This is a genomic window from Sphingomonas sp. HDW15A, assembly GCF_011301715.1.
Taxonomy (GTDB): Bacteria; Pseudomonadota; Alphaproteobacteria; order Sphingomonadales; family Sphingomonadaceae; genus Sphingomicrobium.
In genome coordinates, this window is the sequence record NZ_CP049870.1 from 1,633,750 (window position 1) to 1,656,228 (window position 22,479).

The 22,479-nt window shown below is 63.1% G+C and carries 22 protein-coding genes, 1 tRNA gene and 3 pseudogenes; 7 read left to right on the forward strand and 19 right to left on the reverse strand.

What is annotated here, in order from left to right; genetic code table 11:
• The first annotated feature begins 6 nt into the window (after window positions 1-6).
• Entirely contained in the window at window positions 7-720 is a 714-nt protein-coding gene (locus G7076_RS08515; protein WP_166202020.1) for a DsbA family protein, read from the forward strand.
• Here the strand turns inward: G7076_RS08515 and G7076_RS08520 are convergent, their stop codons facing one another.
• The gene (locus G7076_RS08520) at window positions 721-1,386 is read right to left on the reverse strand and encodes an RlmE family RNA methyltransferase (RefSeq protein WP_166202022.1); all 666 of its coding nucleotides are present in this window, start codon (window positions 1,384-1,386) and stop codon (window positions 721-723) included.
• A complete protein-coding gene (locus tag G7076_RS08525) occupies window positions 1,383-2,438 on the reverse strand; it encodes a Ppx/GppA phosphatase family protein (protein ID WP_166202024.1) in 1,056 nt (351 codons plus the stop codon). Before G7076_RS08525 ends, G7076_RS08520 begins: the two co-directional genes overlap by 4 nt.
• A 164-nt stretch (window positions 2,439-2,602) precedes the next feature.
• Between G7076_RS08525 and G7076_RS08530 the strand changes: the two genes are divergently transcribed.
• Window positions 2,603-2,676, forward strand: a tRNA-Gln gene (locus G7076_RS08530).
• Window positions 2,677-2,682: 6 nt separating this feature from the next.
• On the opposite strand, the gene G7076_RS08535 is transcribed toward G7076_RS08530, so the two are convergent.
• The 5 genes and pseudogenes from G7076_RS08535 to G7076_RS08555 form a co-directional block, all read right to left on the reverse strand.
• The gene (locus G7076_RS08535) at window positions 2,683-3,462 is read right to left on the reverse strand and encodes a sulfite exporter TauE/SafE family protein (RefSeq protein WP_166202026.1); all 780 of its coding nucleotides are present in this window, start codon (window positions 3,460-3,462) and stop codon (window positions 2,683-2,685) included.
• Window positions 3,463-3,887, reverse strand: a pseudogene (locus G7076_RS08540) (YeeE/YedE family protein).
• Window positions 3,888-3,889: 2 nt separating this feature from the next.
• Window positions 3,890-4,331, reverse strand: a pseudogene (locus G7076_RS08545) (YeeE/YedE thiosulfate transporter family protein).
• A complete protein-coding gene (locus G7076_RS08550; protein WP_166203521.1) occupies window positions 4,328-5,194 on the reverse strand; it encodes an MBL fold metallo-hydrolase in 867 nt (288 codons plus the stop codon). Before G7076_RS08550 ends, G7076_RS08545 begins: the two are co-directional and overlap by 4 nt.
• 49 nt (window positions 5,195-5,243) lie before the next feature.
• Window positions 5,244-5,579 carry a metalloregulator ArsR/SmtB family transcription factor gene (locus G7076_RS08555; protein WP_166202028.1) on the reverse strand — a complete coding sequence of 112 codons (336 nt, stop codon included), beginning with the start codon at window positions 5,577-5,579 and terminating at the stop codon, window positions 5,244-5,246.
• A 92-nt stretch (window positions 5,580-5,671) separates the two neighbouring features.
• Here G7076_RS08555 and G7076_RS08560 point away from each other — a divergent pair, with 92 nt between their 5' ends.
• On the forward strand, window positions 5,672-6,427 hold the full coding sequence (locus tag G7076_RS08560) for a glutathione S-transferase family protein (RefSeq protein ID WP_166202029.1): 756 nt from the start codon (window positions 5,672-5,674) through the stop codon (window positions 6,425-6,427).
• Window positions 6,428-6,436: 9 nt separating this feature from the next.
• Here G7076_RS08560 and G7076_RS08565 read toward each other — a convergent pair whose 3' ends face one another.
• The 3 genes from G7076_RS08565 to G7076_RS08575 all read right to left on the reverse strand — a co-directional run bounded on the left by G7076_RS08565 (window position 6,437) and on the right by G7076_RS08575 (window position 7,754).
• A complete protein-coding gene (locus tag G7076_RS08565) occupies window positions 6,437-6,700 on the reverse strand; it encodes a hypothetical protein (protein ID WP_166202031.1) in 264 nt (87 codons plus the stop codon).
• The gene (locus tag G7076_RS08570) at window positions 6,670-6,963 is read right to left on the reverse strand and encodes a response regulator (RefSeq protein ID WP_166202033.1); all 294 of its coding nucleotides are present in this window, start codon (window positions 6,961-6,963) and stop codon (window positions 6,670-6,672) included. The genes G7076_RS08565 and G7076_RS08570 overlap by 31 nt, the downstream gene beginning before the upstream one ends.
• Before the next feature lie 128 nt (window positions 6,964-7,091).
• A complete protein-coding gene (locus G7076_RS08575) occupies window positions 7,092-7,754 on the reverse strand; it encodes a cell wall hydrolase (RefSeq protein WP_206367522.1) in 663 nt (220 codons plus the stop codon).
• 283 nt (window positions 7,755-8,037) lie between these two features.
• On the opposite strand from G7076_RS08575, the gene G7076_RS08580 reads away from it, so the two are divergent.
• Together G7076_RS08580 and G7076_RS08585 are read left to right on the forward strand one after the other, a co-directional pair.
• The gene (locus tag G7076_RS08580; protein WP_166203523.1) at window positions 8,038-8,439 is read left to right on the forward strand and encodes an EVE domain-containing protein; all 402 of its coding nucleotides are present in this window, start codon (window positions 8,038-8,040) and stop codon (window positions 8,437-8,439) included.
• Window positions 8,439-8,912, forward strand: coding sequence for a hypothetical protein (locus G7076_RS08585; RefSeq protein ID WP_166202037.1), 474 nt, complete (start codon window positions 8,439-8,441; stop codon window positions 8,910-8,912). Before G7076_RS08580 ends, G7076_RS08585 begins: the two co-directional genes overlap by 1 nt.
• Before the next feature lie 79 nt (window positions 8,913-8,991).
• On the opposite strand, the gene G7076_RS08590 is transcribed toward G7076_RS08585, so the two are convergent.
• Both G7076_RS08590 and typA read right to left on the reverse strand, forming a co-directional pair.
• Window positions 8,992-11,970 (reverse strand): autotransporter outer membrane beta-barrel domain-containing protein, encoded by a 2,979-nt coding sequence (locus G7076_RS08590; RefSeq protein WP_166202039.1) that lies wholly within the window; start codon window positions 11,968-11,970, stop codon window positions 8,992-8,994.
• Window positions 11,971-12,157: 187 nt separating this feature from the next.
• A pseudogene (typA, locus tag G7076_RS08595) lies at window positions 12,158-13,974 on the reverse strand (translational GTPase TypA).
• A gap of 111 nt (window positions 13,975-14,085) precedes the next feature.
• Between typA and G7076_RS08600 the strand changes: the two are divergent.
• Window positions 14,086-14,310, forward strand: a complete 225-nt coding sequence (locus G7076_RS08600) for a plasmid stabilization protein (RefSeq protein WP_166202041.1) — start codon at window positions 14,086-14,088, stop codon at window positions 14,308-14,310.
• A 5-nt stretch (window positions 14,311-14,315) separates the two neighbouring features.
• Here the strand turns inward: G7076_RS08600 and G7076_RS08605 are convergent, their stop codons facing one another.
• From G7076_RS08605 to G7076_RS08635, 7 genes are all read right to left on the reverse strand, one after another.
• Window positions 14,316-14,729: a MarR family transcriptional regulator gene (locus G7076_RS08605; RefSeq protein WP_166202043.1), complete on the reverse strand. Its 414-nt coding sequence runs from the start codon at window positions 14,727-14,729 to the stop codon at window positions 14,316-14,318.
• A 64-nt stretch (window positions 14,730-14,793) separates the two neighbouring features.
• On the reverse strand, window positions 14,794-15,393 hold the full coding sequence (locus tag G7076_RS08610) for a cytochrome b (protein ID WP_166202044.1): 600 nt from the start codon (window positions 15,391-15,393) through the stop codon (window positions 14,794-14,796).
• A 71-nt stretch (window positions 15,394-15,464) separates the two neighbouring features.
• Entirely contained in the window at window positions 15,465-16,346 is an 882-nt protein-coding gene (locus G7076_RS08615; RefSeq protein ID WP_166202046.1) for a hypothetical protein, read from the reverse strand.
• A gap of 34 nt (window positions 16,347-16,380) precedes the next feature.
• Window positions 16,381-18,465, reverse strand: coding sequence for a 3-hydroxyacyl-CoA dehydrogenase NAD-binding domain-containing protein (locus G7076_RS08620; RefSeq protein WP_166202048.1), 2,085 nt, complete (start codon window positions 18,463-18,465; stop codon window positions 16,381-16,383).
• On the reverse strand, window positions 18,462-19,217 hold the full coding sequence (locus G7076_RS08625; protein WP_166202050.1) for an SDR family NAD(P)-dependent oxidoreductase: 756 nt from the start codon (window positions 19,215-19,217) through the stop codon (window positions 18,462-18,464). The genes G7076_RS08620 and G7076_RS08625 overlap by 4 nt, the downstream gene beginning before the upstream one ends.
• Window positions 19,214-19,999 carry an SDR family oxidoreductase gene (locus tag G7076_RS08630; RefSeq protein WP_166202052.1) on the reverse strand — a complete coding sequence of 262 codons (786 nt, stop codon included), beginning with the start codon at window positions 19,997-19,999 and terminating at the stop codon, window positions 19,214-19,216. Before G7076_RS08630 ends, G7076_RS08625 begins: the two co-directional genes overlap by 4 nt.
• Window positions 19,996-21,243, reverse strand: coding sequence for an acyl-CoA dehydrogenase family protein (locus G7076_RS08635; RefSeq protein WP_166202054.1), 1,248 nt, complete (start codon window positions 21,241-21,243; stop codon window positions 19,996-19,998). Before G7076_RS08635 ends, G7076_RS08630 begins: the two co-directional genes overlap by 4 nt.
• Window positions 21,244-21,321: 78 nt before the next feature.
• On the opposite strand from G7076_RS08635, the gene G7076_RS08640 reads away from it, so the two are divergent.
• Window positions 21,322-22,473 (forward strand): acyl-CoA dehydrogenase family protein, encoded by a 1,152-nt coding sequence (locus tag G7076_RS08640; RefSeq protein ID WP_166202056.1) that lies wholly within the window; start codon window positions 21,322-21,324, stop codon window positions 22,471-22,473.
• The last annotated feature ends 6 nt before the right edge of the window (window positions 22,474-22,479 follow it).

Here is a 22,479-nt window from a genome sequence, read left to right on the forward strand (position 1 = left end):
CCGACCGTGACACAAGGGGGACGCTCGCCGCTGGCGGCAGGGATTATCGGCGGCCTGGTCGGCGCGCTCGCGACGGCACTCATCCTTCTTGCCGTCGTTCCGCAATGGCTCGGCCCAAGGATCGTTCGCGAAGGGCTGATGCGTGATCCGGAAGTGCTGATCGCCGGCAGCGATGCGCTGAAGGCAAAGCAGGCTTCGGTTGCGCTGACGCCTATTCGCGCGGCGCTCGAGACGCCGTTTGCCTCGTCATGGAAGGGTGCTTCCAGCCCCACCGTGACGATGACCTATTTCTACGACTACGCCTGTGGCTATTGCCGCAAGTCGAACCCCGACATCGAACGGCTGCTGGCGGAAGATAAGGGCCTGCGCGTGGTCTTTCGTGAGCTTCCGATCCTGGGTCCGGACAGCGTCGCTGCGGCCCGGGTCGCGCTTGCCGCGTCCAAGGCCGGCAAGTTCGCCGCCTTCCACGATGCCCTGTACCAGGCCGGCCGGCCCACCCCGCAGTCGATTTCCAGCGTCGCCAATCGCCTCAACCTGACTCCCGCCGAGGCTCAGGACCCGACGATCGACGCGGAAATCCAGAAGAACATGTCGCTTGCGGGACAGTTGGGTGCCACCGGCACGCCCTTGTTCATCGTGGGCGATTCCGTGATCAATTCGGCCGCGGGTTATGACGCGCTCAAGCAGGCGATCGAAGCGGCCCGCGCGTCGCGCGGCTGATCATTCGCCCTTGAACCCCTGGGCGATGACGTACCATTCGCTCGAATCCTTGCGGCTTGCGGGCGGCTTGGCGTGCTTGACCGTCGTAAAGTGGCGCTTCAACTGCGCAACCAGCGCATTGTCGGCACCACCCGCCAGAACCTTCGCGACATAGGCACCGCCGGGTTCCAGGATTTCCTTGGCGAATTCCAGCCCTGCTTCGACCAAAGCCATGGTTCGCAGATGGTCGGTTTGCGGGTGGCCGACGGTATTTGCGGCCATGTCGCTCATTACCAGGTCGGCCTTGGGCTTGCCGAGCGCTTCCTGAAGCCGCGCTGGCGCGTCTTCGTCCATGAAATCCATCTGCAGGATCGCGACGCCGTCGATGGGGTCGGTCGGCAGCAGGTCAATGCCCGCCACCGCCGCCTTGGGCGACTTGCGGCGCACGACCTGGCTCCAGCCGCCGGGCGCGATGCCAAGATCGACGACAGCGCGGACGCCCTTCAGGAGGTTGAACCGCTCATCGAGCTCGAGGAGCTTGTAGGCCGCCCGGCTGCGATAGCCTTCCGCCTTGGCGCGCTTCACATAAGGGTCGTTGAGTTGCCGCTCGAGCCAGCGGGTCGAGCTGACCTTGCGGCCCTTTGCGGTCTTGACGCGGGTTTTCGGCCCGCCTCCAGCGCGGCTCATACCAGATGGCCGTCGTTTGCCATCAGCGAACGCAGGATCCCTTCGCGAATGCCGCGGTCGGCCACGCCGAGGCGGTCGGCCGGCCAGATGTCGAGGATCGCCTCCAGGATTGCGCAACCGGCGACGACCAGGTCCGCCCTTTCCGTGCCGATGCAGGGCAAGCTGGACCGCCCCCCAAAGTCCATTTCGGCAATCATAATCGATATTCGTCGCATGTCGTCGATCGGGACGTGCAGCCCGTCGACGGCTCGCCGGTCGTAGCTCGGCAGCGCAAGGTGCACGCTGGCCAGCGTCGTCACCGTGCCCGACGTTCCGAGCAGGCGGATGCCCTTCTTCTTCGACGGCAGGATCTCAGCGAAGCGCGAGAAGCTGTCGCTGGCGCGTGCCTTCATGCGCGCGTAGGCCTCAAGCCGATTATCGCCGTCGATCGCACCGCGGCCCTCGCTTTCCGTTAGCGACACGACGCCCCACGGGGCCGACCACCAGGCGCGGATTCGCGGAGGAAGATCCTCCTCGCCCGGTTCGACTAGGACCAGTTCGGTCGATCCGCCGCCGATATCGAAGATCAGCGCTGGCCCGTCGCCCGGCTCGAGCAGCTTGTGACAGCCGAGAACCGCGAGCCGGGCCTCCTCCTGCGGCGAGATGATCTCCATCGCAATTCCGGTCTCTCGGCGCACCCTCTCGGCGAACTCGCGCCCATTGGCAGCGCGGCGGCAAGCTTCGGTTGCGACCGATCGGGAAAGGGAAACGTGCCTCCGCCGCAATTTGTCTGCGCAAACGGAAAGGGCTCCGACCGCCCTGTCCATGGCCTGCTCGCTGAGCCGCCCGGTCGTACTCAGCCCCTCGCCCAACCGGACGATTCGCGAGAAGGCATCGACAACGGTGAAACCGTCGTTGTTCGGCCGCGCGACGAGAAGCCGGCAATTGTTTGTACCGAGATCAATGGCGCCATAGGTGTGGCGATTGCCGCTACGCCTCTGGAAGCGTGGTGGCGGTGCCACCGGACTCCCTTGCTTCGGGAGTGGGGGCGAGGCGGCGACATCTTGCGCCATAACCGTGAAATTCCATTCTATCCTTCGCCCCGGTGCCGGTTCGGCTCCGCGACTGACTTGGTCCGAGCTTAATTCAGATTAGCCCCGTCGCGCAACCGATGGATGAATGGGGTGCCGCCGTTGACAGCGACAGGCGCGCTTCTTATTCCGCGCGCCGACAGCAATGCCCGATCGTCTAATGGTAAGACTACGGACTCTGACTCCGTCAATCGTGGTTCGAATCCACGTCGGGCATCCAGCCTTCTCAGCCGAACGCTGCGCTTCCGCTCTTCCAGAGCATGTAGGCCGCAACGGCGAAGATCAGACCGGCGAAGACCTTCGACAGGGTACCGGCCGCGGATAATCGTTTCGCAAGCCTCAGTCCTCCGGTGCTGCCAAGCAGGCCGCCGGCCACGAAAACACCCGCCAATGCCCAGTTGATCAGGCCGGACGCCGCATAATTAAGCGACGTCGTCAGTCCGAAGCTGGTCACCGCGACCAGGCTCGTCCCGACCGCATTGATCATCGCCATGTCGGTCGCCGCGATCAAGCCCGGAACGATCAGGAAGCCGCCGCCGATCCCGAAAAAACCGGAGAATGCCCCCGCTCCAAGGCCGTAGATGCTGAGTTTCCCGGCATTCTCGCGGCCAAGCCTGACGTCCCCGTTGCCCGCGCTCCCGCGACGGCGCAGCATCAAGATGCCGACGGCGATCATCACAAGCGCGAACAGGAAAAGCAGTTTCTGCCCGTCGAACGCCTTTCCCGCCGTGGACCCCGCGAACGCCCCTGCGATTCCGGCGGCCGCGAAAAGCAGTCCGCAACGCCATTTCACGTGGCCCGCGCGTGCATGGTTGAACAATCCGAGCGCGGCATTCGCGGCCACTGCCAGGGCGCTCGTGCCGATCGCAACGTGCGGCTGGGGCACCCCGACCAGATAGACCATCAAGGGTACCGCCAGGATGGATCCGCCGCCGCCGACAAGCGACAACGAAAAGCCGACCAGCGCCCCCGACAGGGCGGCGAGAATGGTCTGGACCAGGTCCATTCAGCTGGCCTTGCGGTCGAATGTCGCGCGGTAAAGCGCCATTCCGGCGATCATCGCGGCGAGGAACGGCAGCACTTTCACCGGCACAAGCGTAAGGGAGGCCACCGCCGGACCGGGACAGATCCCCGCTAGTCCCCAGCCGATACCGAACAATGTGGCGCCCGCGACCAGCCTGGGGTCGAGGTCCTGCCGATCCGGCAGGCTGAATCGTTCCGCGAACAGCGGTCGCTGCATGCGGCGCTGGAAGCGCCAGGCGATGGCCATGACGAGGAGCGCACCGCTCATGACGAAGGCGAGGGTCGGGTCCCATTCCCGAAGACATCGAGGAAGCCTCGTACTCGGGCGGGGTCGGTCATTCCGCCGATGGTCAAACCGGCCCCGAAGATTGTCCCGGAAGCCAGCGGCGGCAAAAGACGGCGGATCATGCTCACCAGCTTGCTCCCGCCAGGCGAAGCAGGGCGATCGTCGCGATTCCCGACACCATGAACGTTGCCGTGGCGACCAGCGAGCGCTGCGAAAATCGGCTGACCCCGCACACCCCGTGGCCGCTGGTGCAGCCACTGCCGAGACGGGTACCGAAGCCGACCAGAAAACCGGCTACAAGGACCCCGGAAGCGGGATATATTGAATGTCGCCTACTCCCCTCAGCGCAGCGACCAGCAAGGCTCCGAGCGGCAGTCCGACCAGGAACATCCAAGCCGATGATCGGGACATGTTGCCGCTCGCAAGGCCAAGGCCCGCGCTGCGATTCCGGAGACGCCAGCGATGCGTCCGGCACCGAGAAGCATGAGCGCGCCCGCGAGCCCGATGACCAATCCGCCAATCAGTCCGCTTACTGGAGCGGCATCGGGGAACCCGCTCAAGATCATAGCGAATTCAGCGGAAGTTTGAGGTAGCTCACGCCATTGTCCTCTGGCTCCGGCAAATGGCCTGCGCGCATGTTCACCTGTATAGACGGCAGGATCAGCTTGGGCATTTCGAGCGTCGAATCACGCTGGATGCGCATTGCCACGAAATCATCCTCGCCGACGCCTTCATGAATGTGTACGTTCCCGGTGCGCTCCGCGAGCATGGTCGTTTCCCATACGAATTCGGTACGGTTCGGCGCCTTGTAGTCGTGGCACAGGAACACGCGCGTCTCGTTTGGGAGCCGCATCAGCCGCCGGATGCTCTTGTAAAGCTGGCGCGCATCCCCGCCCGGAAAGTCGACCCGCGCCGTACCATAGTCGGGCATGAACATCGTATCGCCCGTGAAGAGCGCATCGCCCAGCAGGTACGCCATGTCGGCCGGCGTGTGGCCGGGCACATGAAGGGCGATCAGCGGGATTTCCCCAACCATCAGAACATCGCCATCTTCCAGCAGGCGATCGAATTGGGACCCGTCACGAGCGAACTGCGTGCCTTCGTTGAAGATCTTGCCAAAAACGCCTTGAACGGTCTGGATCTCGCGGCCTATCGCGATCTTCCCGCCGAGTTTTTCCTGAAGATAGGGTGCGGCCGACAAATGGTCGGCATGAGCGTGCGTTTCGAGGATCCACTCGACGCTGAGGCCTTGCGCTTCGACGTGGCGGATGATCTCGTCGGCGGAATCGAAGCTTGTCCGCCCCGATGGCTGGTCAAAATCCCAGACGCTGTCGATGATCGCCGCCTTGGCGGTCTGGGAATCGCTGACGACATAGCTGACCGTGAACGTCGCCTCGTCAAAGAATCCTTTGACCTGCGGTGCCCGCATTTCGCCGCGAAGCACGGCGTTAACCTGCTCGATTGCCTGGGCAAGGACGTCATCGCTCACAATGGCTCTCCGCGGGTTGGCCAACGACAAAGTCGGGGCAATAGATATCGTGAAGCGCAGAAAGAAGGGCGCGAATCTTCGGGTCCGCAATCCGGTAGTGCACCGACTGCGCTTCTTTCCGCGTCGCAACCAAACCTTCCGCGCGCAGTAGGGATAGGTGTTGCGAAAGCGCGGATTGGCTAAGCCCGACACGATGAGTGAGCTCGCCGGCCGAGAGCTCACCCGCTTCCGACAGGTAACAGAGCACCCGCAGGCGCCCTTCGTGCGCCATGGCTTTCATGACAGTTGCGGCCTGCGCTGCTTGGCCGACGAACTCTGGCGACATTGACGAACCCGTTTTATTAGTTTCTTCTAATTTAGGGTTTTCTCAATTAAAGTCAATTGGCGTCAGGCACATTGGTGCGGTAGTTGCGAACCATGCCCAACGATGCTCCGCTAACCGTCATAGGCAGCTTCGTAAGTCCGTACGTCCGCAAGGTTCTGGCCGCCCTGGAACTCAAGAATATCGCTTACCGGGTCGATCCGATCACGCCATTCTTCGGAAATGACGAGTTTCAAAGGCTGAGCCCGCTTCGCCGAATCCCGGTGCTGATCGACGGCGATACGGTCGTGAACGACAGCAGCATCATCTGCGCCTACCTTGATGAAACCCGCGGCGGTCATGCGCTCTATCCGGGCGATGCGGCCGCCCGGGCCCGCGCTCGATGGATCGAGGAATATGCGGATTCGCGGCTCGGCGAACTGACCGTCTGGGGCTTGTTTTATCAGCGCTTCGTCCGGCGGATGGTTTGGGACGAACCTGCCGACGAGGAGCGCGTTCGCGACACAATCGAAAATGGTCTTCCGCATGCTCTCGACCATCTTGAGACGATCCTTCCCAGCGAAGGCTGGATATTCGGGGAGATCGGCGTCGCCGACATTGCCGTCGCAACCTTTTTCCAGAATGCGGCCTACGCCGGCTATTCGATCGACCCGGAGCGTTGGCCTGTATCGGCAGCGTTCGTCTCTCGCGTACTTGGCCACCCGGTGATTCAGAAGCTTGGCGCGTGGGAAGCAATCCAGCTGAGCGCGACGATCAGCGGTCGCCGCCAGGCGCTGATCGGAGCAGGCGCGCCGTTGAGCGAAACGACGTGGGCGGAGCGCACTCCGCGGCGCGGGGTTATGACGCTTTAGACCAGTGGCCTAACCGTGGTGCAGCTGGGTGCCCGCGATCCAATGCTCGAGGCGAGTCTTCAGCGATCGCCTGGACGGAATGAAACCGGGCTGCGCGGCTGCGGCGGTTTCAGCCGCATGGTCCTCCATGCCGTCATAGATCAGTAGGTTCGGCGGCAGTTTCGGGCGAAGCGTCTCGCGGCCGCGCATCACGTCCTCGGCCATCGCCAGGCTACGATGCACGTCTTCCGCGGTGAAGGGTTTCAGAAGACAACCAAGCGCCAGGTCCGGCATCGGGAAGGCGGGGCCTTGCCGGTCACGAATAGGCAGGGAATGTCATAGTCGCCGAGCCGGACCGCGACCGAAAAACCTGTGGAGCCCCTGGCTAGTTGAAGGTCGACCAGCGCCAGATCGGGGTCATGCTCTTCGGCGGCCGAGACCGCGCCGTCCAAGTCGTCCGCCCGGGCAACGACGCGGTATCGCGGATTGTCTTCTACAAGATACTTCAGCGTGGTCGCCAACTGGGTATCGTCTTCGACAATCAGGATTTTGAGCACCTGCCGCCTCCCCTAGGGCCGAAAAAATCGAGCCGCTGGAAGGGGATGCTGCGTGATTGAGAGTCGCGTGCGAATCCCGTGGTTAGCAAGTTTACGACGAAGCGATTCCCGCGCGCGACGAGCCGCGCTTATGAGCGATAAAAGATGTGAGTGCCGATCTTGTTTGCCCGGCTGAGGCGGCGGCCCCACGACGGTGCGACGTAGTCAGCGTGATACCAGAGGACGTCGTTCGACAGGCTCGGGACCACGTTCGCCATCGCAAGGCGGGTTACGCCTTGGGCCTTGCGCCACGCGGCGGAGGCATGGTCCACGCTCGGCATCGTTCCCGTGCGCGGGTTGACGAAGGAGAATTGCCACGGCTGCTTCACCACGCCGCACCAGCTCGACGGATATTTGCCGGAGGCGGCACGATTGATGATGACCCGCGCCACGGCGAGCTGGCCGGCAAGGGTTTCGCCCCGCGCCTCGTGATAAACCGCAACGGCCATGCAATTGGCTTCTTCGTCTAGCGGCGCGCCGGCTGCGTAGCGATCAACGAGCGCGTAAAGCGGCCAACCGTTGTTGTAGAGAGAGGTGGCTTCGCGAGCGATGGCGCCAATCGAGCCATTGACCGCGTTACCGAACGTCACCGGCGCGATAGCGGCCGGAGCTGTCGGAGCCGTGCTGGCGATCGCAGGAACCAGCTTGGCGGTCGTTGTGCCGGCAGCCTGGTCCTGACCGAAGGCCTCGGTCGATCCACCCACCAGCGTAAAACAGAGTGCTGCGACCGCGGCGACGCCGCGGTTACCCAACTTACTGAACAATCCTTATTCCCGCATTGGCGGTCAGCTGTCCGTCAAGATCAATCCGCGCACCCGAATGGCGCGCCGCCCTGATTTTCAGTCTGTCCGTCTTGCCCTGGGACCCGGCGACAAGGCGCTCTCGTGGTCCGCTCGCTTTCAAATTTGCTGCGCTGCAAATAGACGGTGCTGACATTGTTGCAAGCGGAGTCAGGACGAGTCGAGCCTCTCACCGGACGAAATGCGCAACACGTTGGGAACAAAGAATATTCTGTTATCAGAGGGGATTTTGAAGATGGCATTCTGGCTGATGCGCTCGGAGCCCGATGTTTACGGCTGGGATGAGCTTGTTCGCGACTGCGGAACGGAGTGGGACGGCGTCCGCAACTACACCGCGCGCAACTTCCTGAAAGAGATGCAAGTCGGCGACCTTGCGATCTTCTACCACTCCAACAAGGAAAAGGCGGCGGTCGGGATCATGGAGATCACCCGGGCGTGGAAACCCGATGGCGCGGACGGCCAGTGGGCCAGCGTTCGCGTCGAGCCTCGCGAGAAGCTTGCACGCCCCGTCAGCTTGACGGCGATTAAGGGAGAGCCGAAGCTCGCCGCGCTCGAAATGCTCCGCCAGTCGCGGCTTTCCGTGACCCCGGTGCGGGCCGAAGAGTGGAAAATCCTGCTGGAGATGAGCCGGACCTGATGATCGCTCTTCTGCTCGCTTCTGCTGCGCTTCCGCACCTGACCCCGGACGGCTGGGGCGAGGTGCGAATCGGCATGAGCCAGGTCGCAGTGGCTAGGGCGCTCGGAACCACGCTCGAAGGCGAGCCGATCGAGGATGAAGATACCTGCGTCGAGAAGATCTCGGAAAGGCATCCTGGCATGTGGTTCATGTTCCAGGAAGGAAAGCTTACCCGAATCTCGATCGGTGAGAACAGCAAGGTAACCACGCCGCGCGGGCTGGGGATCGGCGCAAGCGCAGACGCCGTCCGCAAGGCATATTCGAAGGGCCTGAAGGCCGAGCCGCATTATTATCTGGGGCTACCGGCCGAATATCTCACCTATTGGATCGTCGCGAAGAAGCGAGGGGTTCGCTTCGAGACTGACGCCAGGCGCCGTATCGAGACCATCCACGCCGGCAACGACAGCATCGAGCTGGTCGAGGGCTGCGCCTGAATTCCAACGCGTTTTTCGGCGCATAAAAAAGCGGCGCCGGATCGCTCCGGCGCCGCCCTTTTTCTGTGAGCGCTACCGCTTAGAAGCGGAAGCCGGCGCGAATGCCAAGCCCACGGGTGTCGCCGACGTCGACCCAGCCGGCCAGGTTCAGGCCGTAGGTGCCGCTTCCGCCACCAAGACCGCCTTCGAGGCGGGCCCAGGTGCCCTTGCCGCGCGAACCGAGGTCCGAAGCGAAAGCACCGTTGGTGATCGTGAGATCGGCGTCGCCTTCGAACTCGCGATAAACGGTGGCGCCGAGGTACGGGTTGTACAGGCCGCCGAAGTTGCCACGAACGCCGAGGCGGCCGCGGGTCGAGGTCAGCTTGTCGAACTCGTAGCCGAAGCCAAAGGCCGCGACGTCGTCGAGATCGCTCCACACGTGGCTGAGGCCAGCGTGGATATCGAGCGACGGCACGATTCCGACCGCGAAGCGATAACCACCGGCGATATCGAAGCCGGTGCTGTCGCCGTCGACGTCATTGCCGTCGAACAGGCCGTCGAACTCAACGTCATAGCTGTCGTACTTGAACAGCGCCTCGGCATGGAGACCGGTGAGGCCGCCGTACTGACCGTAAAGGCCGATGTTGAAGCCCTTGCCGTCGAACTCGCCATCGCCTTCGCCCTGTGCATTCTCGTAGCCGACGGTGACGCCGACACGGGCCAGTCCGAAGCCGTAGCCGACACCGGCTTGAACGCCGAAGCGGTTCAACTCGATGTTGTTGTCGGCATCGTACTGAACGCCGTTGACCGTCTGGCTATTGGTCGTTCCGGTGTGACGCTGACCGCCGTAGATGTTGCCCCAAACGCTCAGGCCGGCCTTGTCGGACGGAGCGAGCGTGTTGGCGAACACCTCGTCCGCGCTCTGATACCACATCTCACGGACGAGACCGGTGGCAGCGAGCGGAACGAAGGCGTTTTCCGGATCGAGCAAGGTGACGAGGAAGAAGTCCTGCCCACGCTGCTCGACGTCGAAGTCGATCAGCGGGTTAGCGGATTCTTCGCCGATGACGAACGAGCCCGGGGCACTGGTGAACGCTCCGGTGACGTCAACGAATTGGATTCCGTCCGGATCGAACACGCCGAGACCGACGGTGTTCACATCGACGACCGTCTGGCCGCTGACGTTGCCGTTGATGACGAGCAGGTCGGCCGTCGTGCCGCTGACGTCGATCTGGAGGCGGCCGGTGCCGCTGTAGGCGCTGTTGATGGTCAGCGTGTCGCCAACCGCACCATCCAGCAGGTCGATGACGCCGGCGTTGACCAGGCTCGTCTGGCCGGTGATCGTCGTCGCGCCTTCGTCGGCAACGATAACGCCGCTGGTCGTGTTGGTGAACACGCCGGCCGGGACCGTGAAGGTGCCCGCGGCGAGATCGATCGTGCCGCTGTTCGACATCGACGTGAAGCCAGCGATGGTCGCATTGCCGGTCGTGTCGATGAAGCTTCCCGGACCGTTGACGAAGGCAATCGCCGGGCCGGTCAGCGTCGTACCAGCCGAAAAGTTGATTCGGCCCGTCTGGGTGAACGTCTCGAGACCCGCGAATGTCGTGTTCCCGAGAATGTTCAGGACACCGCCGGTCGTGTTGTTGAACACGTCAGCGCCCGCACCGAAATCGGTGACACCCTGGGTGTTCCAGATCGCGGCGTTCGTGACAGTATCGGCGCCCGCATTGAGCGTCAGTCGGCCGTTGAGGACTGCCGTATGGTTGGTTGCCGAGCCGTTGTTGAGCGTCACTGCACCAGTGTCAGTGTTGCTGAGCGCAAGTCCAGTCGACGCAGCGCCAATGATGCCATTGTTGTTCAGAGTCGTGGCGCCCGTACCTTGAAGCTGGATCGCAACATTGCCGCCGGTTACGTTACCGGCAGTTCCGACCGTGATGGTCCGGGCGGCACTGGCGGTGGAAACGAGCCCGGCGTTCGTGCCGGTCGTAACCCCATTCAGGACAACCGTTTGCGAACCAGTCGAATTCACCACTACGGCGTCACCAGCGGCCGAAACGGCACCGAGGGTAACGCTAGTAGCTCCGGTCGCGCCTAGCACGTCCACGCCACGCGTGCCGGTTGTGTCCACAGCCCCGGTGTAATTGACCGTTGTCGTCCCGGTGCCATTATTGAACACAAAGATGCCAGTGCCTGCGCTGGAGATCGCGCCCGTCCCGGTCACACTCACCGGAGCTGCCGATGCGGCATTGCTCAGGAACGCTTCGATGCCTCGAACGGCAACTCGATCTGTCGCACTTCCGACGGCACCGTTATTGACAATCGTCGCGGACCCCAGGCCGAACTGATTGACAAAGATGCCGACATCGAGCGTCCCCAGAGCTCCGGTCAGGCTCGCAATCGTCGAGTTGTTAGTGACCCCAAGGTTGCCCGTATAAGCCGGGTTAGAACCAACTACTCCGATTGCAGTATAATCTGCGCGGATCGTCGTGCCGGCAACGGTGGTCACGGCGACGTTGCCTACCGTGCCGTTATGATCAACCGAAATGCCGATCCCGCTGGGATAGATACCGGTGCCTGAGGTCACGTTGCCGCCCACGGTACCTGTAAACGTGGCCGTTCCACTCAGATTGACATCGAGACCGTTGCCGGCACCAAGGTTCGTAATGCTGCCGGCGCCGGAATAGGTCACCGTTGAGCCGATCGACGAGATTGACAGCGCGCCGTTGCCGCCTGCCGTCGGCGACGTGGCCGAGATGCTGCCATTGTTAACGACGTTCAGCGCGTTCGTGCCGCCCACCGTATTAGTGAAGGCGAGGCCATAGCCGTCAACGATCGCGCCAGTCGAGACCGTGCCAGTGAAGGCGGTCGTCGAGGTATCGACATTGTAATTGCGGTCGACCGCGGGGCTCACGCCCGCATAAGTCGTATCGGTGGTGGTGGTGGTTGCGCAGACGACCGTTCCTGCGACCGGCGTTCCGGCCGGGGTAACGGTGCACGCAGCCTGAGCCGGCGAAGCGACAACCAGAGTCGCACCGGTGATCGCGCTCGCAAACAGAGCGCGACGAGTTGAGATATGCATGAAAGTAGTGCCCTTTTTACTCGCCGACCCGGGATGGGCCGGCAATACAAAAGTGGTCTCCACCGAGCATGGCGGACCACTGCGGGCTAGGAAGCGATGCGGCGAAACAATTGCAAGCCGGAAATTCAATCAAATCGACAAACGTTATACTGTTATCGTTATTTGGCCGGTCCCTGTTGCAGGCAGGTTACGCCGCTTCGAGCTTGCGCGCCTCGCGCTTCCGCTCGTGCGGGTCGAGGAAGCGCTTGCGAATGCGGATCGCCTTCGGGGTGACTTCCACCAGCTCGTCATCCTGGATGTAGGCGATCGCCTGCTCCAGGCTCATCCGCTTCGGCGGGGTGAGACGGATGCCTTCATCCTTGCCGCTGGCGCGGAAGTTGGTCAGCTGCTTGGACTTCAACGGATTGACCTCGAGGTCCTGCGGCTTGGCATTCTCCCCGATGACCATGCCTTCGTAGAGCATCTCGCCCGGCGAAACGAACAGGATGCCCCGATCTTCCAGCGCGTTGAGCGCATAAGCGACGGCGGCGCCCTGCTCCATCGAGATAAGCACGCCGTTCTGGCGGCCTTCGATCTTGCCCTTGTACGGTCCGTACTTCTCGAACAATCGGTTCATGATCCCGGTGCCGCGCGTGTCGGACAGGAACTCGCCGTGATAGCCGATGAGGCCGCGCGACGGCGCCGAGAAGGTCAAACGGGTCTTGCCGCCGCCCGACGGGCGCATGTCGGTCATCTCCGCCTTGCGCATCGCCATCTTGTCGATGACCGTGCCTGAAAATTCCTCGTCGACGTCGACGACGACCGTTTCGTACGGCTCCTCGCGGCCGCCCGGGCCATCGCGGAACAGCACGCGTGGACGCGAGATGCCGAGTTCGAAGCCTTCGCGGCGAAGCGTTTCGATCAGCACGCCAAGCTGGAGCTCGCCGCGGCCGGCCACTTCATAGGCCTCGCCCCCTGCGTCTCGGTGACCCGGATCGCGACATTGCCCTCGGCCTCGCGGATCAGGCGGTCGCGGATCACGCGGCTCTGAACCTTGTCGCCATCCTTGCCAGCGAATGGGCTATCGTTAACCGCGAAGGTCATGCTGAGCGTCGGCGGATCGATCTCGCGCGCATGAAGCGGCTCGGCAATCTGCGGCGTGCCGATCGTGTTGGAAACGGTGGCCTTCACAAGGCCGGCAATGGCGACGATGTCTCCGGCGCCGGCGGTTTCGACCGGCACCCGCTCCAGGCCCTGGAATGCGAACAGCTTGCTGACTCGTCCGTCCTCGACGACCTGGCCGTTGACGTCCATCGCCCGAATGGGATCGTTGATGTTGAGCGTGCCGCTCTCGATCCGCCCCGTCAGGATCCGGCCAAGGAAGGCGTCCCGATCGAGCAGGGTTGCGAGCATCTTGAACTCGCCATCCCTCGGCAGGCCCGGCTCTGGAACATGGCTGACGATGGTTTCGAACAAAGGCGTGAGATCGCCCTCGCGAACGCTGTCCTCGCGTCCGGCATATCCGGCCCGGCCCGAGGCGTAGAGTGTCGGGAAGTCGAGCTGCTCGTCGTTCGCGTCCAGGTTGAGGAACAGCTCGAAGACCTCGTCCAGCACCTCGGCCGGACGGGCGTCCGGCCGATCGATCTTGTTGACGACGACGATCGGCTTAAGGCCGAGGCCAAGCGCCTTGCCGGTGACGAACTTGGTCTGCGGCATCGGCCCCTCGGCCGCGTCGACCAGCAGGATCACACCGTCGACCATCGACAAGATCCGCTCCACCTCGGCGCCGAAGTCGGCGTGCCCAGGCGTATCGACGATGTTGATGTGGGTTCCCTGCCACTCGACCGACGTGCACTTCGCGAGAATGGTGATCCCGCGCTCTTTTTCGAGGTCGTTCGAGTCCATCGCCCGCTCCTCGACGCGCTGGTTGTCGCGGAAGGTGCCGGATTGGCGGAATAGCTGGTCGACGAGGGTCGTCTTGCCATGATCGACGTGCGCGATGATGGCGACGTTACGCAGGGTCATATCGATTTCCGTGATTTAAAGTTGGCGCGCCCCTACAGGAATTGCTGCGTTGCGGCAATGGCATCGAATTGAAAGCTCGCACGTTTTGACGGGGCAGTAAGGAGAAGTTCGATGCCGAAGGGCGCGTACACAGCCAAGCAGGAACGCAAAGCCGACCACATCGCCGAAGGTTACCGCGAGAAAGGTGTTTCCAAGAAGGAAGCCGAAGAACGCGCGTGGCGGACGGTCAACGCACAGGACAAGGGCGGCAAGAACGACGGCTCCGGCCGCAGCCGCAGCCGAAGCGCCGCCGCAAAGAAGGGATGGGAGACCCGCCGTCGCCGCGGCAACGCCTGATCCGGTTATTTCGGGAGCCGCTCCAGTATTTCGATACCGCGCTCAAGCGCGCGAAGCTCACTTTGCGCCAGCTTGGCGAGACGGTTCTCCAAGCCGCGATTTGCCGGTGGGGGCTGCTCCAAAAACTGCTGCCCGGCTTCCGTTAGCCGGAGGGCCAGGCGGCGGCGGTTGTTGGGATCGGCACTGCGGTCCACCAGGCCCGAACGGACCACAACATCGATCGCGCGGCTGACGGCGGGCTCGCCGCGCCCAACCCGAGCTGCGACCTGCTTCAAGGTCGCGGGCGCGTTCGTCCGTACCGCTTCCAGCAAGTCTCGCTGCTGACCCAAGGCCCGAGCCGCAACCGCATCGCCGCCAAGCTGTTCAACCAGACTCGCGAATCGCTCCGCGAGACGGACTGGGGATGATGATGCCCACATGGCCGGTTAGCCTAGCAAGGATTTCACGGTCCGCAAGTTTGCACCGCCGCAAATATTCGATCTTCTAATGCTCCGTCGGCGGGCCTGCCGGGCGGGACGCTCGGAAAGGCGGCATACGGCTCGCCACCGGCCCGCGATCGGCGAACTGGTTTTTGAGAGCCGCTCCAACATGCAGGACAAGCAGGCCTATAGTGATGAACACCAGCACTTCATGGACGTCGCCGAATTCATTTTCTTTGGGCACACCCGGAATGGCCGGTAGAGCGAGGCCGAACTTGAGCGCCACCCAGTCGTCTTCGGCGCGACCGGACACCGCAAGCAGCCCCGTCAGCGGCAGGGCGATCAGCAGAATATAAAATATCCGGTGATTCCAGACGGCCATTGCCCGCTCCCAGCGCGGGAAGTCCTGCGGGTAAGGAGGCGGGGGGTTGACCAGGCGAACGCCAAGGCGGGCAAAGGCCAGGAGAAGGATGATTGCGCCAAGCGTCTTGTGCCAGGCGAACACCTCCATCCGATCCGGCCCGCGTGGCAGATCGCTGAAATAAAAGCCCAGCACGACTTGGGCGATCAGCAGGGTAGCGGTGATCCAGTGGATCCACACCACCGTCGAGCGATAGCGGATTGCGGCCGGGCCACTGGATTCCGAAACCATATAATCGCTCATCGCATTGGCTCCCTTGTTCTAGTCAGTCGATTTGTGCGGAAGTGACGCGGGAATGCAAGCGATGACGCGGATCAGCCCGCGGCCTTGATGGTCAGCGCGATGTGGGGTTCGAAGCCGAGGCCGTGATCGTCGCGCTGGGGCAGGCGCGTGACGAACAGCCGCCACTGCCCTTTCGGATACTGCGCGGATCGCCCGATCCGGATTTGTTCGACCCCGCCCGTCACCTCATTCCGGAGCATTCGCGCGAGGCTCGCGGCTAGACGCGCATTTTCCCCACGGTCCTGAAGTGCGACCGAAATCCCGCTCAATCGAAGTGGCCGGTCATCCGCGAACATCGTTTCGGCAGCCGGAGTGAGCGCGGCGATGCAGCCGTGACGGTCCAGCAGGACCGTCGCCCCGTGAAGCGTATCGAGGTTACCGATCATTAGCTGCGACGCCTCCCCGTCCAGCGCAATCTGCATCTGGACGGCACGTCCCATCTGGTGACGCAAATGGGCAAAGCGCTCCAGAACCTCTGCATCGCAAGGGCCGTCACGCCGCCCCCGGAGCAAGGCCAGGCCGATCAGATTGTTCTGGTCAAGCACGATCGCCGACTGGCAGCCGAACGGAATGTCCATTTCACTTGCCGCGTCGTCATAGTCGGATGTCTGATGCGTCAGCCGGTAAGCCTGGTAATGTTCTTCATGCTGGATCGCCATCGGCACGGTCGTTGATCCCACGCGCCAGTTGCAGGGCCCGTGCAAATGCGCGCTCTCGATATAATGGCGATAGCTCGCAGGCGCTCCGACGAAAACGTTGAGCGGGATGAGCATCGGCCCGCCGATGCCAAGCAATTGCGCGGCGTGACTGCCGGTGGCCTCCGCGATCGCTTCGATAGCCCGCTCCCAGCCGCGGTCCTCGAAAGGCGCGTTCAGGATTCGCAGTTCCGCATCACGCAACGCGCGGTTCGCCATCGACAAGCCCCCGACAGGGCCGTGTGGCGCCCCGTCAGCGGGTAAACTTCTCACCTTTTTGTGCTTTGTCCAGAAGCAATTGCGAGAAACTGAAGTCACTTCCCATACGCGCTTCCTGGGCCTTGAGGCCGTCAACGATCTTTTGAAGCCCTTCGGTATCAGCCCAGAACATGGGACCGCCGCGATAGACCGGCCAGCCGTAGCCATAGACCCACACTACGTCGATGTCGGATGCACGCTGGGCCATGCCTTCCTCAAGGATTTTCGCGCCCTCGTTGACCATTGTGTAGAGCGTGCGCTGAACGATTTCCTCGTCCGAAATCTCGCGCCGCTCGACGCCTTGCTTGGCGGCGAAATCCTCGATCACCTTTTGAACGACCGGCGATGGCGACGGCCGGCGCTTGTCGTCATAGTCGTAGAAGCCTGCGCCCTTCTTCTGGCCCCAGCGATCCATTGCGCACAGCGCATCGCGAACATTCTCAATCCGATTCGGGTCGCGATGCCAGCCGATATCGACGCCGGCCAGATCGGCCATCTGGAACGGGCCCATCGGCATCCCGAATTCGACGTGGACTCGATCGACCTGCTCCGGCATTGCACCTTCCAGCAGCAGCTTCGTCGCCTCGACCTGGCGCGGCATCAGCATGCGATTGCCGATGAAGCCGTGGCAGACGCCCGCGACGACGGCGACCTTGCCGATCTTCTTCGCAAGCTGCATCGCCGTGACCAGCACGTCGTCCGCAGTCTTCGCGCCGCGAACGACCTCCAGCAGCTTCATCACGTTGGCGGGCGAGAAGAAGTGAAGGCCGACGACGTCCTGCGGCCGCGAGGTCACCGCGGCGATCTCGTCGATGTTGAGATAAGACGTATTGCTGGCCAGGATCGCGCCCTGCTTCACCGTCTTGTCGAGGCGGGTGAAGATGTCCTTCTTGATCTCCATCTGCTCGAACACGGCCTCAATGATAAGGTCGCAATCGGCCAGAGCTTCGAAATCGAGCGTCGGCGTGAGGAGCCCCATGGCCTGCTCCACCTGGTCGCCGCTGATCCGGCCCTTGGCGGCGGTCGCCTCGTAATTCTTGCGCATGATCCCGGTGCCGCGGTCGAGCGCTTCCTGGTTCATCTCGTAGATGGTCACCGGGATCCCAGCGGACAGGAAGTTCATGGAGATGCCGCCGCCCATGGTGCCCGCGCCGATCACGCCGACCTTCCTGATCGTACGCGGCTTCACGTCCTCGGAGATGCCGTCGATCTTGGCGGCCTTTCGTTCCGAGAAGAAGAAATATTGCTGGGCCTTGGCCTGCGTGCCGCCCATCAGTTCCATGAACTTGGTGCGCTCGACGATCACGCCCTCCGCGAACGGCTTTGTGACCGCGGCCTCGATGCACTGGATGTTGGCTTCGGGCGCCTCGAACCCGCGAAATTTGCGGGCGTTGGCCTTGCGAAATTCGTCGAACAGGCCGGGGTTGTCGCGGGCTTCCTGGAGCTTTTCGTCGCGCTCCGACGATTTGGGCAGCGGGCGGATGTCCCTCACCTCTTCAGCGTAAGCGACGGCATGGGGAATGAGGTCGCCCTCTACGATCCGGTCGACCAGCCCGACGTCGCGGGCCTGGTTCGCCGAGATCATCTTTCCCGTGGTCGACATCTCCAAGGCCTTGGGAACGCCGGCGACGCGCGGCAGCCGCTGGGTCCCGCCTGCGCCCGGAAGCAGACCGAGTTTCACTTCTGGAACGCCGAGCTTCGCGCTCGGAACCGCCACGCGATAGTGACAACCAAGCGCGACCTCGAGCCCGCCGCCCAGCGCCGTGCCGTGAATCGCCGCGACGACCGGTTTCGAGCAATTTTCGATGGTGTCGACGACGGTCGGAAGCCACGGCATGACCGGCGGCTTTCCGAATTCCGTAATGTCGGCGCCGGCGAAGAAGGTCTGGCCTTCGCAGGTGATCACCACGGCCTTCACCGCGTCATCGGCTTCGGCTTCCTCGATCGCCGCGACCAGGCCCTGGCGAACGGCTGCGCCAAGCGCGTTGACCGGGGGATTGTTAGATTTGACAATCAACACGTCGCCATGACGGCTGGTCGAAATGGGGCTGGTGGCGGGTTTGTCGATGACGTCGGTCATGTGGAGGTCCGTCCGTAACTTTGGTGGTTGAATGGGTGCGATGCGCTCAAGCCGCCATCTACGACGATGGCCTGTCCGTTAACATAGCTCGACTCTTCGGAGGCGAGGAACAGTGCCGCCTTAGCGATCTCCAGCGGCTGGCCGCCGCGCTTCAGCGGGTTGAGGTGGCCGATCTGGGCATCCTGCCCTTTTGCCCGGGCGCGGTCGAACATGAATTGCGTCATTCCCGTCTCGATCAGCCCAGGGCAAATGGCGTTCATCCGGACGTTGGAACCGGCAAGCTGGGTTGCGGCGACCTTCACGAGGTTGATGACCCCGGCCTTCGAAGCCGAATAGGCCGGTCCGCCGGCGCCAGCGCGAAGGCCTGCGACCGAGGCGGTGGCGATGATCGAACCGCCGCCGCGCGCCTTGATGTGTGGAGCGGCATATTTCACTGCCAGGAACGGCCCGATCAGATTGATCCGCAGGATTTCCGCCCAAGCGGCCGCGTCCTGGTCGAAGATTCCGTCGAAGCCGCCCGACACGCCGGCATTGGCGAAGAATATGTCGAGCCCGCCGTGCTCCGCGACGACCTGTTCCACCAGCGTCGAGACGTCATATTCGAAGCCCGCGTCGCACTCGACATCGGCACCGTTACGGTCGGCGCCGACCACGGTCGCGCCTTCCTGACGGAACAGTTCGACACTCGCCTTGCCGATGCCCGAGCCGGCGCCGGTGACGATGGCGACTTTCCCGGCGAGGCGGCCGCTCACAGTCCCACCCCGATCATGCTCCCGCCGTCGACGATCATCGTCTGGCCGGTCATGAAGGTCGATGCCGGCGACGCGAGGAAAACAGCCGCCCCGGCAATTTCATGCGGCTCGCCGATGCGCCGCAGCGGCGTGGTTCTTGTCACTGCCTTTAGCGTGTCCGGATTCTCCCAAAGGGCACGGGCGAAATCGGTCTTAACCAGCCCCGGTGCGATGCAGTTGACCCGCACCTGGCTCGGTCCGAACTCGGCAGCGAGGTTTCGCGCCAGTTGAAAGTCAGCAGCCTTCGACACGTTGTAGGCGCCGATCACGGTCGAGCTGGCAAGTCCTCCGATCGAGCTGACAATAACGATCGAGCCGCTTTTGCGCTCCTGCATTTCGGGCGCGACCATCCCGATCAGCCAATGGTTGGACAGCACGTTGTTGTCGAAGATCTTGCGGAACTGATCGTCGCTGATTCCCGCCATCGGCCCGTAATAGGGGTTGGACGCCGCGTTGCAGATCAAAACGTCGATCCGGCCAAAAGCCTTCCGGGTTTCATCGACGAGGTTCTGCAGCGCGGCCTTGTCGGAGATATTGGCAGCGACGGCGATGGCCGTCTCCTCCCGGTGCTCGGCGTTGATGGCAAGGGCGACCTCGTCGCACGCGTCCTGCTTGCGGCTTGAAATGACTACCTTCGCGCCATGCGCGGCGAGCGCCGAGGCGATGGCTAGCCCAATTCCGCGCGACGAACCGGTGACGATTGCCACCTTGCCGCTGAGGTCAAATAGCCGCGGTACGGTCACGCCAGCGCTTCCGCATGCTTGGCGAATTCGATCAGCGCGATCGCCCGGTTATGCACCTCGTCCGGCCCGTCGGCGAGACGCAGCGTGCGAATTCCGGCCCAGCTCGCCGCCAGCGGCGTGTCCTGCGACACACCCGCACCGCCGAACGCCTGAATGGCGTCGTCGATGACTGCAAGCGCCATTCGCGGCGCCTTGACCTTGATCATTGCAATCTCGGCCTTCGCCGCCTTGTTGCCTGCCTTGTCCATCAAGTCGGCCGCCTTGAGACAAAGCAGTCGCGTGCAGTCGATCTCGATCCGCGCCTCGGCAACGCGCTGCTCCCAGATGCTGTGCTCGGCAATGCGCTTGCCGAAGGCGGTGCGCGACTGGAGGCGGCGGCACATCAGCCCGAGCGCTTCCTCGGCGGCGCCGATGGTCCGCATGCAATGATGGATCCGGCCGGGTCCAAGCCTCCCTTGCGCGATTTCGAACCCCCTGCCCTCACCGAGCAGCAGGTTGTCCGCCGGAACGCGAACATCCCTCAGGCTGATTTCCATGTGGCCATGCGGCGCATCGTCATAGCCGTAGACGGTCAGCGCGCGGTGGACGGTGATTCCGTCGGCATCCATTGGCACGAGGATCATCGACTGCTGGGCGTGCTTGCGCGCTTCCGTGTCGGTCTTGCCCATCAGGATGGCGACCTTGCATCGTGGGTCGCCCGCGCCGCTCGACCACCATTTGCGGCCATTGATGACGTAATGGTCGCCATCACGGTCGATCCGGCATTCGATGTTTGTCGCGTCCGATGAAGCCACGCCCGGCTCGGTCATCAGGAAGGCCGAGCGGATTTCGCCGCGCATGAGAGGCGCCAGCCATGCGTCCTTTTGCGCGTGCGTGCCGTAGCGGTGGAGCACTTCCATGTTGCCGGTGTCGGGCGCGGAGCAGTTGAACACCTCGCTCGACCACAGGATGCGGCCCATTTCCTCCGCGCACAACGCATATTCGAGGTTGGTGAGCTGCTCGCCCTCAAATTCGAAACTCTCATCAACATGCTGGAGTGCGCCGCCCGGCGGCATGAACAGGTTCCAGAGGCCGGCCGCCTTGGCCTTCGGCTTCAGGCCCTCAATCAGGTCGAGCGGCTGCCAGCGGTCGCCGCTTTCGATCTCGGTCTTGTAGTCCGCGACTCGCGGCCGAACGTGATCGTCAATGAACTGCCTCACGCGGTCGCGGAAGAAAGCCTGCCGTTCCGTAAGGTCAAAATCCACTGCGCCGTCTCCCGCTTGCAAGGGCACTGGGTCTCGTTCCAAAACGGGCTAGGACTCTGACTGGCGAAGGGCAAGACCATGGCGGACATCGAACAATTCCGGACTGAAACCCGCGCCTGGCTTGAGGCGAACTGCCCGACTGAAATGCGAACGCCGATGCGCGGCGAAAAGGACATGTGCTGGGGCGGGCGCAACTGGACCTTCCAGTCGGACGCGCAGAAGCAATGGCTCGAGGCGATGGCAGGGCGTGGCTGGACCGTGCCGGACTGGCCCAAGGATTATGGCGGTGGCGGGCTAAGTCCGGCCGAGACCAAGATCCTGGAAGAGGAAATGGCAGCAATCGGCGCGCGTTCCCCGCTCACGAGCTTCGGGATCTCGATGCTCGGGCCGGCGCTGCTGAAATATGGGACGGAGGAGCAGAAAAAGCGCTTCCTTCCCGAGATCGCCCTCGGCGAGATCCGCTGGTGCCAGGGTTATTCGGAGCCGGGCGCCGGAAGCGACCTCGCCGGCCTTCAATCGAAATGCGAAGACAAGGGCGACCACTGGCTGGTTAACGGCCAGAAGGTATGGACCTCCTACGCCGATCAGGCCGACTGGATCTTTTGCCTCGTCCGCACCTCCAGCGAGAGCAAGCACGGCGGGATCAGCTTCCTGCTGTTCGACATGGAAAGCCCCGGCGTTTCGACCAAGCCAATCCTTTTGATCAGCGGCAGCTCGCCTTTCTGCGAGACGTTTTTCGACGACGTGAAGGTGCCGAAGGACCAGGTTGTCGGCGAGGTCAACAAAGGCTGGGACGTGGCGAAATACCTTCTCGGCCACGAGCGCGAGATGATTAGCGGAATGGGGCTTGGCGGGAGCGGCTCCCTTGGGGCTGCGGTTGGGCCGGTCGATGACCCGCTGCTCCGCGCCGAGATCGCCAACTTCGACGTCGACTCCATCGCTTTCTCGGCGATGAGCGAGCGTTTCATCGACCAGTTGAAGGCCGGCGAGGCGCATCCCGCCATGCCGTCGATGATGAAATATGCCGGAACCGAGCTCAACAAGCGCCGCCACGAGCTGCTGATGGCCGCTGGCGGCTCGGACGCGCTGGAGTGGGACAGCGAGCGTTCGAAGGGCGGCAAGGCCGCGCGCGACTGGCTCCGCACCAAGGCCAATTCTATCGAGGGTGGGACGAGCGAGGTCCAGCTCGGGATCGTCTCCAAGCACATCCTCCAGTTGCCGGGAGCCTGAGGCGAT

What these genes read in the sequence shown, in the direction of transcription:
- G7076_RS08520 (WP_166202022.1), bottom strand. Translation starts at nt 1,386, where the DNA reads ATGAGCCGCGCTGGAGGCGGGCCGAAAACCCGCGTCAAGACCGCAAAG.
- G7076_RS08525 (WP_166202024.1), bottom strand. Translation starts at nt 2,438, where the DNA reads ATGGCGCAAGATGTCGCCGCCTCGCCCCCACTCCCGAAGCAAGGGAGT.
- G7076_RS08535 (WP_166202026.1), bottom strand. Translation starts at nt 3,462, where the DNA reads ATGGACCTGGTCCAGACCATTCTCGCCGCCCTGTCGGGGGCGCTGGTC.
- G7076_RS08550 (WP_166203521.1), bottom strand. Translation starts at nt 5,194, where the DNA reads ATGCGGGCACCGCAGGTCAAAGGATTCTTTGACGAGGCGACGTTCACG.
- G7076_RS08555 (WP_166202028.1), bottom strand. Translation starts at nt 5,579, where the DNA reads ATGTCGCCAGAGTTCGTCGGCCAAGCAGCGCAGGCCGCAACTGTCATG.
- G7076_RS08560 (WP_166202029.1), top strand. Translation starts at nt 5,672, where the DNA reads ATGCCCAACGATGCTCCGCTAACCGTCATAGGCAGCTTCGTAAGTCCG.
- G7076_RS08565 (WP_166202031.1), bottom strand. Translation starts at nt 6,700, where the DNA reads ATGCCGGACCTGGCGCTTGGTTGTCTTCTGAAACCCTTCACCGCGGAA.
- G7076_RS08580 (WP_166203523.1), top strand. Translation starts at nt 8,038, where the DNA reads ATGGCATTCTGGCTGATGCGCTCGGAGCCCGATGTTTACGGCTGGGAT.
- G7076_RS08585 (WP_166202037.1), top strand. Translation starts at nt 8,439, where the DNA reads ATGATCGCTCTTCTGCTCGCTTCTGCTGCGCTTCCGCACCTGACCCCG.
- G7076_RS08590 (WP_166202039.1), bottom strand. Translation starts at nt 11,970, where the DNA reads ATGCATATCTCAACTCGTCGCGCTCTGTTTGCGAGCGCGATCACCGGT.
- G7076_RS08600 (WP_166202041.1), top strand. Translation starts at nt 14,086, where the DNA reads ATGCCGAAGGGCGCGTACACAGCCAAGCAGGAACGCAAAGCCGACCAC.
- G7076_RS08605 (WP_166202043.1), bottom strand. Translation starts at nt 14,729, where the DNA reads ATGTGGGCATCATCATCCCCAGTCCGTCTCGCGGAGCGATTCGCGAGT.
- G7076_RS08610 (WP_166202044.1), bottom strand. Translation starts at nt 15,393, where the DNA reads ATGAGCGATTATATGGTTTCGGAATCCAGTGGCCCGGCCGCAATCCGC.
- G7076_RS08615 (WP_166202046.1), bottom strand. Translation starts at nt 16,346, where the DNA reads ATGGCGAACCGCGCGTTGCGTGATGCGGAACTGCGAATCCTGAACGCG.
- G7076_RS08620 (WP_166202048.1), bottom strand. Translation starts at nt 18,465, where the DNA reads ATGACCGACGTCATCGACAAACCCGCCACCAGCCCCATTTCGACCAGC.
- G7076_RS08640 (WP_166202056.1), top strand. Translation starts at nt 21,322, where the DNA reads ATGGCGGACATCGAACAATTCCGGACTGAAACCCGCGCCTGGCTTGAG.